At 35.0% G+C, this 13,097-nt stretch carries 10 protein-coding genes and 3 tRNA genes; 6 read left to right on the plus strand and 7 right to left on the minus strand.

What is annotated here, in order from left to right; genetic code table 11:
• The first annotated feature begins 10 nt into the window (after positions 1-10).
• Positions 11-991: a YpdA family putative bacillithiol disulfide reductase gene (locus M2265_RS11095; RefSeq protein WP_132772041.1), complete on the plus strand. Its 981-nt coding sequence runs from the start codon at positions 11-13 to the stop codon at positions 989-991.
• Between the two features lies 1 nt (position 992).
• On the opposite strand, the gene M2265_RS11100 is transcribed toward M2265_RS11095, so the two are convergent.
• Positions 993-1,598: a TetR/AcrR family transcriptional regulator gene (locus tag M2265_RS11100; RefSeq protein WP_132772042.1), complete on the minus strand. Its 606-nt coding sequence runs from the start codon at positions 1,596-1,598 to the stop codon at positions 993-995.
• Positions 1,599-1,702: 104 nt separating this feature from the next.
• On the opposite strand from M2265_RS11100, the gene murB reads away from it, so the two are divergent.
• The 3 genes from murB (at position 1,703) to M2265_RS11115 (ending at position 3,762) form a co-directional block, all read left to right on the plus strand.
• Positions 1,703-2,719 (plus strand): UDP-N-acetylmuramate dehydrogenase, encoded by a 1,017-nt coding sequence (murB, locus tag M2265_RS11105; protein WP_132772043.1) that lies wholly within the window; start codon positions 1,703-1,705, stop codon positions 2,717-2,719.
• Positions 2,720-2,983: 264 nt separating this feature from the next.
• Entirely contained in the window at positions 2,984-3,496 is a 513-nt protein-coding gene (locus M2265_RS11110) for an RNA polymerase sigma factor (protein WP_021191074.1), read from the plus strand.
• A 20-nt stretch (positions 3,497-3,516) separates the two neighbouring features.
• Positions 3,517-3,762, plus strand: coding sequence for a cytochrome b5 domain-containing protein (locus M2265_RS11115; RefSeq protein ID WP_021191075.1), 246 nt, complete (start codon positions 3,517-3,519; stop codon positions 3,760-3,762).
• On the opposite strand, the gene M2265_RS11120 is transcribed toward M2265_RS11115, so the two are convergent.
• The gene (locus M2265_RS11120) at positions 3,763-4,677 is read right to left on the minus strand and encodes a PfkB family carbohydrate kinase (protein WP_132772044.1); all 915 of its coding nucleotides are present in this window, start codon (positions 4,675-4,677) and stop codon (positions 3,763-3,765) included.
• Positions 4,678-4,739: 62 nt separating this feature from the next.
• Positions 4,740-4,813: transfer RNA gene (locus M2265_RS11125), tRNA-Asn, on the minus strand.
• Positions 4,814-5,022: 209 nt separating this feature from the next.
• Between M2265_RS11125 and M2265_RS11130 the strand changes: the two genes are divergently transcribed.
• Complete coding sequence (locus tag M2265_RS11130) at positions 5,023-6,603, plus strand: S41 family peptidase (RefSeq protein WP_132772045.1); 1,581 nt, start codon at positions 5,023-5,025, stop codon at positions 6,601-6,603.
• Positions 6,604-6,642: 39 nt separating this feature from the next.
• Here M2265_RS11130 and M2265_RS11135 read toward each other — a convergent pair.
• From M2265_RS11135 to mgtE, 3 genes are all read right to left on the minus strand, one after another.
• Positions 6,643-6,716, minus strand: a tRNA-Asn gene (locus M2265_RS11135).
• A 121-nt stretch (positions 6,717-6,837) separates the two neighbouring features.
• A tRNA-Asn gene (locus M2265_RS11140) sits at positions 6,838-6,911 on the minus strand.
• Between the two features lie 133 nt (positions 6,912-7,044).
• On the minus strand, positions 7,045-8,427 hold the full coding sequence (gene mgtE / locus M2265_RS11145) for a magnesium transporter (protein ID WP_132772046.1): 1,383 nt from the start codon (positions 8,425-8,427) through the stop codon (positions 7,045-7,047).
• Between the two features lie 555 nt (positions 8,428-8,982).
• Between mgtE and M2265_RS11150 the strand changes: the two genes are divergently transcribed.
• On the plus strand, positions 8,983-11,796 hold the full coding sequence (locus tag M2265_RS11150; RefSeq protein WP_132772047.1) for a hypothetical protein: 2,814 nt from the start codon (positions 8,983-8,985) through the stop codon (positions 11,794-11,796).
• A 60-nt stretch (positions 11,797-11,856) separates the two neighbouring features.
• On the opposite strand, the gene M2265_RS11155 is transcribed toward M2265_RS11150, so the two are convergent.
• Positions 11,857-13,047, minus strand: coding sequence for a phosphoglycerate kinase (locus M2265_RS11155; RefSeq protein WP_132772048.1), 1,191 nt, complete (start codon positions 13,045-13,047; stop codon positions 11,857-11,859).
• Between the last annotated feature and the right edge of the window lie 50 nt (positions 13,048-13,097).

The following is a 13,097-nucleotide window of genomic DNA, read 5'->3' on the forward strand; positions in this document are numbered from 1 at the left end:
ACAAGCAACTATGCACGATAATTATTACGATATCATCATTGTAGGCGGAGGACCAATTGGACTGGCCTGTGCTTTAGAAGCATCTTTAAATGACAAGACATACCTGATCCTGGAGAAAGGATGTTTGGTGAACTCGTTATATAATTATCCGCAAAATATGACTTTCTTTTCCTCTTCCGACCGCTTAGAAATTGGCGACATCCCATTTGTAACCACATTACCTAAACCAAAAAGAGCAGAAGCATTAGAATATTATCGCCGCATCCAGCAGAAATTTAAGCTCAATACCCGACTATTCGAAGAAGTAACTGAAATAACAAAAGATCACCATCTTTTCAAAATCAATACGATAAAAAATACCTACAGTTCGAAAAATGTCATCATTGCTACAGGGTTTTACGACATCCCAACGCTACTTAATATTCCAGGTGAGGAATTAGAAAAAGTAAAACATTATTATCAGGATCCGCACTATTATGCCAATCAAAAAGTAATTGTAGTTGGAGCAAGCAATTCATCAATTGATGCCGCACTTGAGACTTATAGAAAAGGCGCAGACGTTACGCTCGTGATTCGCGGGAAAGAAATTAGTCCAAGAGTAAAATATTGGGTCAAACCAGATATTGAAAACAGAATCGCCTCCGGCGAAATACGTGTACTATATAATAGCAAATTAAAAGAGATCACAGATTCGCACGCGCACGTCCATACCCCAACAGGCGATATCATACTAGAAAATGATTTTGTTTTGGCCCTGACAGGATATCAGCCAAATTTCAACTTTCTTAAAAAAATCGGTATTCATATTCCCTCCGAATCACCCTGTCTTCCTGAACATGATCCTGATAGTATGGAAACAAATATTGATGGGTTGTATCTTGCAGGAGTGGTCTGCGGAGGTTTAAATACTCATTTATGGTTCATTGAAAATTCACGAATACACGCAAAACAAATTTTAGCAGATATCAAGAAGAAAGAAATGAGAGAATAATTTACTTTCTTAAACCTCTCAAAAATATTTGCATCATCTTCTTCTGCAAACTTAATATCACATCAAATTCATCCTTGGTCGGAAACAGCATATTCTTCATATCTTTCAATATTCCCATTCTCATTCCAAACAAAGAATATAATAAAATGCGGGCAGTCTCTTCAACATCCTCTACCTCGATTTTATCAGTTTCAACACCTATTTCTAATATTTCAGCAAAAAGATCAACCTCCCTTACATAAGATTCTTTGAAAACGCGTTCCAGTTCTTCAGGAAGTTCTTTGACCATATTGATCGTATATTCAAAAAGATTATAATATTGATTAATTAGTTCAACTCTTTTATCGATGGTATAAATCATGATTTCTTCAAAATCATCACAGGTGTTGATCTTCTCTCTAATATCCTGCACCATCTTATCAATCACATACTCGAATACAGCAGAATAAAGACTATTCTTATCTGGAAAATAATAATAAAGAAGTGCTTTTGAAAAGTTCAGATCAGTTGCAATTTCGGACATGGTTGTTTTGGCCATACCAAAATGAGCAAATCTACGCGTTGCTGCCTCTAAAATCCTTGTCCTCTTTAAATCTGCATTTGCCATCAATTCAAAAATTAATTACACATAATAACTGCTTTGTACTATCTTTACTAACTATTATATAAAGATAATTTATTTTTTTGAATTTTTGAAAAAACTAGTCAACAATGGGTATAAATATACAGTCAGATATCTCTTTAAAAAAATATAACACATTCGGCATTACTGAAGTTGCTTCACATTTCATTGAAATAACAGAACCCACTCAGTTATTAAGCGCTTATGAAGCCGGAATATTTGAAAAAGATTTCTTGACATTGGGAAGTGGAAGCAATATTTTATTTACCCAACCATACGCAGGTTATATCATTAAAATCAACATTAAGGGGATTACAGCAAAACCGCATCAGAACGACATTTTTATCACCGCTGCAGGTGGTGAAATATGGAATGAACTCGTTTGGTTCTGTGTCAATAACAATTATAGTGGTTTAGAAAACATGGCTCTAATTCCTGGAACAGTGGGCGCTTCTCCAGTTCAAAACATAGGCGCATACGGCACCGAGCTTATGGACATTTTTTACAGTTGTATTGCTTTCGACACATTAGAAGGAGTGTTTAGAATATTCTATAATGAAGATTGCAAATTTTCTTACCGGGATAGTATTTTCAAATCAGAACAAAAAAGACGATATATAATTACAGAGGTTACTTACAAAGTTAATTCTTCTCCATCAATAAATACCTCTTATGGAGCCATAAGTGCCGAACTAAAAAAAAGAAATATAAGTGATCCTACCATAAAAGATATTGCGGAAGTGGTATCCTTTATTCGAGTTGAAAAATTACCTGATCCAAGTACGGTAGGCAATGCCGGAAGCTTTTTTAAAAACCCGATTATTTCATTAAATAAATATCAGGGATTAAAAGAACTCTATCCAGATATAGTCAGTTACAACATGCCCGATGGTGGTGTAAAGTTAGCTGCAGGCTGGTTAATAGAGCAATGCGGATGGAAAGGGAAAGTGATCGGCCAGGCAGGTGTATGGAAAAATCAAGCACTTGTACTAATAAATGTACAATCTGCAAGCGGAACTGAAATTTTTGAATTATCGTCTAAAATAATAAACGATGTTGATCAAAAATTCAATGTAAAGTTAGAACGTGAAGTAAATATTTTTTGATTTTTAATAAAAAAATATTTTAAAAATAGCTTTATAAAAATGGTCATTTAAAGCTTCTGGCTAGGCGTTTTACACAAAATAACATTTCTATAGACGAAACTTCCTGTTAAATATTTATTAAATTTATATCAATTCTCAATAATTAGCATACTATTTGCGATTAGTCTACTGAACCGTATTAAAATCGCTGAGGAATCAACATTTCAATTTCTCACTCAGTGTTTTGTAAACCATTCATTTTAAAGTGAATAAAAATTCAGTGATATGACTAAGTATGAATTCAACTCGTTAGTGGTAGAGCAGTCAGACTCTCTAAAACACTATGCAAAGAAGTTTACAAATGACAACGAAGATGCTAACGATTTAGTGCAGGACACTCTGCTAAAGGCTGTTACATATTTCAACAACTTCAGAGAAGGAACCAATCTTAAAGGATGGTTATATACTATTATGAAAAATACATTCATTAACAATTACCGCAGAATTGTTAAAACGAATTCTTTCATAACAAAAGAAGAAGAAATTTCAAATGCAAACTTGATCTTATCAGCATCAAAAAATCAAGGTGAAAACAAATTTGTCATGGAAGACATCCATGATGCGCTTTCAAAATTATCGGAAGACTACTACGTTCCATTCAGCATGTATTTCGAAGGCTATAAATACCATGAAATTTCAGAATATTTAGCAATCCCAATTGGTACTGTAAAAACCCGGATACATATCGCCCGCAAAGTAATGAAGAAATCATTATCCACATATAAACTTATCGACTAAGTTTTTTATAACTTCGTCCTATGGACAATCATGAGGAGTTAACGGTATATTCTAAATCAAAACTTGCTTTACGAAATGGGCAAGATAAGCCTGAAATATGGGTTGCTTTTCAGGGCATTATATATGATGTTACAGAAAGTCGATTATGGAGGTCCGGAAAACATTACGAACATTGGGCAGGTCAAGACCTAACTGAGGAGCTTTCAGAAGCTCCTCACTCAGATCAAGTATTTAAAAAATTTCCTATAATAGGAAAGATCGGATAATTAAATATCAAATTTAGATAAAGCAACAAAGGCTTTTAATCGAGCTTCAATCTCGTCTTGCGTTAACGTTTGCAAACGCTCCGTACCGAATTTCTCAACACAGAATGATGCTAACGCCGATCCATAGATAACCGCATTTTTCATATTGGTAAAGTTAATCGTTTTTACCTTCGCCAGATATCCTATAAAGCCACCAGCAAATGCATCACCAGCACCTGTTGGATCAAATACTTCTGCCAGTGGTAATGCTGGTGCAGAGAAAATTTGTCCTTCACCAAACAATAATGCACCATGCTCACCTTTTTTAATAATCAAATATTTAGGTCCCATCTCAAGAATAGTTGCGGCAGCTTTCACCAACGAATATTCACCAGATAATTGACGCGCTTCACCATCGTTGATTGTCAAAACATCAATATGCTTCAACACCGCTTTCAAATCATCCATCGCGATATCCATCCAGAAGTTCATGGTATCCAAAACAACCAATTTAGGTTTGTTCTTTAGACGATTTAAAGTAGTCATCTGAATCTGAGGAGTAGCATTGCCTAATAGCAAAAACTCACAATCCTGGTAGCTCTCAGGAATAATCGGATCAAAGTCAGCTAATACATTCAATTCTGTAGTGATTGTATCACGGCTATTCATATCATTATGATACTTACCTGCCCAGAAAAATGATTTTCCACCTTCAATAATCTGAATCCCCTCTACATTTACACCTTTACTCGTAATGATATTTAAGTTATCATCACCAAAATCTTCACCGATTACACCTACTAATTTCACCTGGTCATATAAAAAAGACGCAGAAAGAGCTGCAAAAGTACCTGCTCCGCCAACAATTTTATCTGTTTTACCAAAAGGCGTTTCGATAGCGTCGAATGCTACCGTGCCCATTACTACTAAACTCATAGTATATAAATAAATAACTGTAAACAAAAAAAAACCGGCTATAAAGCCGGTTTCACCTAACGCTCCTGAAGCTGGGCTCGAACCAGCGACCCTCTGATTAACAGTCAGATGCTCTAACCAGCTGAGCTATTCAGGAATCTTCATAAGAAAGATGACTATATATCTTTCTCTTTTGATGCCACAAAAATAGCTAAATCCAACGTATTTCCAAATCTTTTTTAAAGATTTTTTACTTTTTTTTCATCTAAATATTCATCATATTTAGATTATCAAATTGTAGCGATTGAAAACAAGGCAATTACATAGCTTAACCATCACTATAAATTTCTTACATAACCGATTTTCATGAATAAACCACTTTTAAAAACAATCACATTGCTTTTATTTGCGCCTATGCTGTTCAGTTGCAGTAAAAAAAATCTAGAGGAAGAAAAGCCAAAGGAGAATGTTGTAGAACCAGAACCTGAAAAAAAAGTCAGTCGCGTAGATCGATTAGCTGACTCACTATTCTACTATGCACAGGACATTTATTTCTGGAACGACCAATTACCCACGTATGAAGTATTTAATCCGAGACAATTTAGCAAAGGAAGCGTCGAATTCAATAGCTTGAATAAAGTACTATTCAATATTACTAGATATGGTACAAACCCTGCTACTGGAAAACCCTATGAATACAATGAAATCGATAATAACGATACAAAATACAGTTACATCGACAAAGAAAGCTACGATGGAAGTAAATCATTCATTAAAAAAAATGAATTGTCAAACCTCGATTTAGAAGGAAATGGAGACGATTTAGGTCTGAAGATAGGTCTATACGGGGTCGAGCAGAATTACAAGATCCTAGTTCAATTGACTTATCCTGGATCACCAGCTGCAATTTCGGGATTACAACGTGGAGATATCATCACCGAAATCAATGGAGTTAAGTATGGCACCAATTTCAATCATGAAGTACCCTCCTTAAGCAACGCGCTTTTTGAAAGCCAATCTGCAATTATTAAAGGAAAAAAAAGTAGCGGTACCCCATTTGAGATAACTTTGAACAAAATAAAATATCAAACAAAATCAGTCATTAAAGACAGCATATATTTAGATAAAACAAAAAAGGTTGGCTATTTTGTTTTCAATTCCTTCTCCAAACTAAGCCACACCCAAGCCGATTTAACGGCAACCTTTAATAAATTTCAGCACGCCGGTATTACAGATCTCATAATTGATTTGCGCTACAACGGAGGTGGGTATATCAATACTGCCGAATTTCTTGCCAATAAAATAGCTCCCAATTCATTAAATGGGAAAGTTATGTTTACTGAAAACTTCAACAGCACCATGCAAAACAATAAAACAAAATATTTAAAGAACTTGAGCCTTGAAACGACAAACAGTAAGGGCGAGAAAGTTAAGGTCAGATACACCGATTTAGATTACAGTATTTCGGGGAATACATTCAAATTCAACCCTACAGGTAATATAAATATCAATACCCTTGTATTTATTGTAACAGAAAATACAGCCTCAGCAAGTGAGTTATTGATCAATATATTTAAACCACATCTAACCGTAAAAATCGTGGGAGCAAAAACCTATGGAAAACCAATTGGTTTTTTCCCCTTGACAATCGGCGGTTATGATGTCTATTTCAGTATGTTTGAATCACGAAATGCATCAAATGAAAGCGATTATTATAACGGTATATCCGTTAACAAATCAAGTAACGATGACGCCTACTACCCTTTCGGCAATTTAAATGAACAATCGTTTAAAGCCGCATATGATTACATCGTAACAGGAAACTTTTCGAATAGTACATCTATGCTCTCCGGTAAAGCATCGGGTTCAAACCAACTTCAAAAATTAAAAGCGCTCTCTCCTCCTCAATTTAAAGGAATGATTGAAAACAGAATCAAATCACACTAAACGCAAAAAGCCTTTCCAAACTGGAAAGGCTTTCATTTGCTCCTGAAGCTGGGCTCGAACCAGCGACCCTCTGATTAACAGTCAGATGCTCTAACCAGCTGAGCTATTCAGGAATCATTCAAGAGTATATTACTATAGCTCTTTGGTTATTTAAGAATTTGCATTCTTATCTCTTAAATACATTCAATCTAGACTTTCGATTGAATCACGATTTTACTATCTAAAATCGTTTTGCTCCTGAAGCTGGGCTCGAACCAGCGACCCTCTGATTAACAGTCAGATGCTCTAACCAGCTGAGCTATTCAGGAATCCGGTTAATTTTCCGAAGCGTCATTTCCGTTTCGGTGATGCAATTATCGGAAGATTATTGCAATCTTACAAATCTTTTAAAAACATTTTTTGCAACTCCCTCGCTTCCAACAAGAATAATTTTCATCTCATTTAGATCAAAACACCCTTCAAGAGTAAAACAGCAAATGTGAAGTAAATTAATAGGCCGGTCACATCAACCAAAGTCGATACAAATGGAGCTGAAGAGCTAGCAGGATCAGCACCAAGCTTTCTTAAAATAAAAGGAAGCATAGATCCCATTAAGGATCCCCACAGCACTACTCCTACTAAAGAAAAGCCAACCACAAGCCCCACTAAAACCCAATGTTCACCATAAGCATCAGAAAACCCCTGAAAAGTCATAATTCTGATGAAACCTAAAATACCTAATATTAAACCAAGCAGAAAACCAGAAACGATCTCCCTCTTCATAACACGCCACCAGTCCCCTATCGTAATCTCTCCCAATGCCATGGCTTGAATGATCAAGGTAGATGCTTGTGAGCCACTGTTACCACCGCTCGATATGATCAGTGGCATCAATGCGAAGAGCATGATAGCACTCGCCAATTGATGTTCAAAATGCTCAATGACTGTCGCAGTTAACAGTTGACCGAAAAATAAGACCACTAACCACCCAGAACGTTTTTTAACTAAATTAACAATCGACACATCCAGATATGGTTCATCTAAAGCTTCAGTTCCCCCAAATCGTTGCATATCCTCCGTATACTCTTCATTTGCCACCCAAAGAATATCATCGATCGTAACAATACCTAACATTATTCCCTGCTCATCAACAACAGGTAAAGCAACTCGATTATTCATCCGGAAAATATTCACAGCCTCTTCTTGTGGGTCATTCGCATGTAGAGAAATAAGCCTATTGTCAATAAGATCACCAACAACAACATTTGGATCTGCCATTAACACATCTTTAATACGAATATCATCTATTAATTTACCTGCGGCATCAATGACATATAAGACATCAATTGTTTCCGAATTTTTACCATAACGGCGAATATGCTCAAGAATTCGGATGATATTCCAATGTGGTTTTACAGTGATATAGTCTGGGGTCATCAGACGCCCCACACTATCTTCAGGATAACCTAATAAAGAAAGAGCTTCTTTACGATCCTGAGGTGGCAGTAAAATAATCAATTGTTTTACGACATCACCATCCTTCAGTTCACTGAAAAATGATGTCCGGTCATCCGGAGGCATCTCATTAATTAATTCACTAATTTTTGCACCTGAAAGCTTCTTAAAAATACGCTCTTGCGTAGGGAAATCTAAAATACGAAATACATTAACCGCACGGTTCAAATTTAATGTTTCGATGAATATGTGGCCATATTCGGGTAGCTCATCGATCAACGCCTCTACATCCGAAATATTTAGCTCATTTAAATATGCTTGTAACCCCTCATTATCCTTCGACTCAATGAACTGTTCGATTTGTTCTACCTGCATTTCCAATTCTTCCATAATTCCCTTTCTTTACTAATATGCTACATCGGTGTATTTAAAATTTTATGCAAAAATCGTCTTTTTAAAAATAATATAAGAATTTATTTATTACCTATTGAAAATAGAAATTTTCAATAGGTAATAGAACAATAAAAAACATATTCTAATGCAGTATTAGATCATAAAATAAAGATCGTGATCATAATCGATACACCTAATCTATAGAAAAATAAATGATAGTGTCTCCAACAATAATTTACAAAAACAAATTATTGAAAAACAGTCATTTATAAAAAGTTAGATGTTATTTTTCTTAAATCCAATTCATAAAATCTCCAAATAAGACAATCTAAATCAAAGAAAATAACAACAACACTAACTATCAATTCATTACAACATAAAGAACAAGTAACTCAGTAAATTGAAATAAAAAACCTATATTTAATTTGCAAATTATTGAATACATTTAAACGAATTACAAAACATAAACACCTAACGATCAAGCTATATAGTTATTCGAAAGTTAAGAAACAACCATCGATCTAAAATAATTAGCAACAGCAACTTAAGTACATGAAAATCTGCCTACTCTCCTTCATACTATCGATTTTAACTTTTCATAAAGGTATTTGCCAAATATTTGAAGACAGTCAGGCACCTCCATCGCAAAAATGGCATCAGATTGACACTAAAGAATTTAAACTGATCTTTCCGGTCGAAATGAAAAAAAAGGCTTCAACGCTTGCCAGTCAAATTACACAGCATTTAAAAACAAATTATAAAGACTTACAAGTAAAACCGCGTAAAATTTCTTTAATTCTTCAAAACACCGAACTTCGTCCTAATGGTTTTGTCCAACTCGCTCCACGCAAATCGGAGCTGTACAGCAGTCCAACCCCTGAGCCAGATAATCAGGAATGGCTCTCCAATCTAGCATTGCACGAACTTAGACACGTTGCTCAATTTGATAAATTGACCGGAAAATTAAAGGCACCGTTCTTAGAACAGCTTGCCCTTGCTATATACGGTCTAACGTTGCCTTCCTGGTATTTTGAAGGTGATGCAGTCTGGGCAGAAACATTTTATTCCAAAGGAGGAAGAGGTCGACTCCCCTCTTTTGAAATGACGCTAAAAGCTAATGAAAGAACTGATAAAAAATATAAATTCGAGAAATATTTATTAGGTTCTTATCGTGATAAAATACCGAGCTATTATACCATTGGTTATTTCATGACCAATTATTTAAAACAAAACGTAAAGGAGAACTTTGAACCCGAACTGTATCAAAACATCAACAAAAATATATTGATGCCCTACAATTTTAGTCGGTCGCTAAAAAAAACAACTGGATTTAATAATACGAGTCTATTTACACATACGATGGATGATCTGAATATTAAATGGCAAAAAGAAGAACATGAAAGACCAACGATATCCTACCCGATAATTGAACCAACATCCAGTAAAAACTACCAGGATTGGTTATTGCCTAAAAACAATCACGACAATAGCACCCTATCTATTTTACAGACCCCAGAAAAAACAGCTGAAATCGTTAAAATAGATAACAACAATAAAATAGAATCATTGTTAAAATTGGGAAATCAAATCGTCCCAAACTATGATTTCAGAAATAATATGATTGTATGGGATGAAGTTAAAAGAGATATCCGATACACAAAAAGATCCTACAATGTAATTAACCTTTACCATTTAGAAACAAAAAAGCGAGAGCAGATTAGTTTTAAAAGTCGCTATTTCTATCCCATACTACACCCATCCAAAGCAGAAATACTGACAATTGAAGTGGATTTAAGTAATCAGACAGCAATTCTATTGCTCGATATTAAAACCAAAAAAATATTAAAAAGAATTCCGATAGCTTCCGATATTTATCTTCAACAGCCTTCATTTAATGAAGAGGGCTCAAAAATAGTAGCTATTGCTATTTCAAACAAAGGCACAACCTTAGTAGAAATCGAATTAGAATCCTCCCAAATTACTTTTCTTCAGGACTGGAACAATGAACAATTTGAAAGACCGCAATACATAAACGATCACCTTTTTCTGTTTAAAGCACAATATTCAGGTATCGATAATTTATATCAATATAATAAACTATCAAAAGCATTAACGAAGCTTACAAATACCACTTTCGGAGCTTTCAACCCCTCTTATGATGTCAATAAAAAAGAAATTCTCTTTAATAATTACCAGTACAATGGATATAAAATATCCAAAATAACATTTAATGACGCCGATACAGTTCTTAAGAACCCATATAGCGTAAAAACTATTAGTAACAATTTAAAAAACAAAATTGATAGCATCACAGAAAGTGTTTCAGATTACAATGTAAGTCCTTATAAAGGCCTATCTAGAACATTTAATTTTCACAGCCTTTCTCTTAGCAACACCAATTTCGAAAGCTTAGATAACTTCAAACCAGGTGTATTTTGGCTTTCCAACAATATTCTAAATACAACACAATTTGTACTCGGTTACGAATACGATACCGATATTAAAAAATCTATTTACTCTGCAACCTTAAATTACAATAAATATTTTCCCAAATTCACACTTAAATATGAAAACAAAGGACAGATAGGAACAGCAAAAATCAATAGTAAATCTGATAGCACGATCAATTTCGATTGGAGAGAGCATGATATAAGTGGTCAGATCTCCATTCCATTGGCTTACTATAAAAGCAATTATGTCTATAGCTTAGGTTTCAATTTTGCGACATCATACCTTCAACGATACAACACAAGTATTAAAAACCTTAAAAACTTCGACTCAAAGGTATTGTTCCCCTTAACTTATCAAATTTATTGGAATAGAAACGCCATGATGTCAAAAATGGATATCACACCTCGATGGGGACAAAACTTTAGTATGACTTATCGCCACCTTCCATTCGAAGATCAAGAAGGAAATCTTTTCTCCATTCGAAGTGGATTCTATATTCCTGGATTTGTCAGTAATCATGGATTTCAAATTAGATTTGGTTATCAAAAAGCATCAGGCCGTTATCAATACAGCAACGATATACCAACAATTAGCGGCTACGGGTACTATAAGTACGAGAAAATTAAAAACACTTTATTACTAAACTACAGATTCCCGATCAGCTATCCAGATTGGGCAGTTGGAGGCATAACGTACATCAAAAGAATTAAGGGAGGGGTATTTGCCGACTATCAAAATATCCATCACCAGTCCGACATGAGTCCAAAAACTTTCGGTCTTTCTGTGTCAGCAGATTTTAATGCTTTCAGATACCCATTACCCAATTTTGAAGCCGCTCTTAAACTCACTTATATCAACGATGTTACCGCTACACAAAGAGTTGTACCAACCGTTAGTTTAAATTATACCTACTAAAATCTTAAAACAGGAAAAGGCATCTAACGATGCCTTTTCCTGTTTTATATTTCAAAGTTATTACTCTTCGATAGCCTTTACTCCAGGTAAAACTTTACCTTCCATATATTCTAACAAAGCACCGCCACCAGTGGATACATAACTTACCTGTTCAGTCATGCCAAATTTAGAAACTGCAGCTGCAGAATCACCACCACCGATCAATGAAAATGCACCTTTTTCAGTTGCATTGACCACCGCATCGGCAACAGCTTTTGTACCTTTAGCAAAGGTATCAAATTCAAAAACGCCCATAGGACCATTCCAAAGAATAGTTTTAGACGATTCAATTATTTTTGCAAACGCTTCTCCAGATTCTTTACCAATATCCAATCCTTCCAATTCCGCAGGGATCTGATCATTTGGTCCATCATAAACAGTTGCATCATTTGAAAATTTATCCGCAATTTGAGCATCAGTCGGTAATACCAGGTTAACGCCTTTTGCCGCTGCTTTCTTAACCAATTCCGTTGCCAAGTCCAACTTATCTAACTCAACTAATGACTTACCGATCTCTCCACCACGAGCTTTAATAAAAGTATAAGCCATACCTCCGCCTATAATCAGGTTATCAACACGATCCAATAAAGCTTCGATTAATTCTAATTTATCAGAAACCTTCGCCCCTCCCATGATAGCAGTAAATGGACGTTCAGCTTTATTCAACACTTTTTCTGCATTACCAATTTCTGCAGCCATTAAATACCCGAAATATTTCGCATCAGGGAAAAATTGAGCAATAACAGCAGTAGAAGCATGAGCACGGTGAGCTGTACCAAAAGCATCATTGACATACACATCACCCAATTTTGATAATTTCTCTGCAAATGCAACATCACCTTTTTCTTCCTCTTTGTAAAAACGAAGATTCTCCAAAAGTAAAACTTGACCTGGTTTCAAATTTTTTGCTTTTTCAACCGCATCTTCACCAATACAATCAGCAGCAAACTGAACATCAACCTTTAACACTCCAGATAAATGTGAAACAATGTGCTTTAGTGAATATTTATCTGTAGGCCCATCTTTTGGTCTACCTAAGTGTGACATCAAGATAACAGATCCACCATCCTTTAATATTTTTTTAATCGTGGGTGTCGCACCTTGAATTCTATTATCATCTGTAATATTAAAATTGTCATCCAAAGGAACATTAAAATCTACACGTATTAGCGCTTTTTTGTCAGCGAAGTTTAAGTTGTCAACTGTTTTCATCTCTATTATTTATTATGAAGTATTTACCCACCTATTCAAATGGACAGCTA

This window comes from Sphingobacterium kitahiroshimense (assembly GCF_025961315.1).
GTDB classification, from domain to species: Bacteria; Bacteroidota; Bacteroidia; order Sphingobacteriales; family Sphingobacteriaceae; genus Sphingobacterium; species Sphingobacterium anhuiense.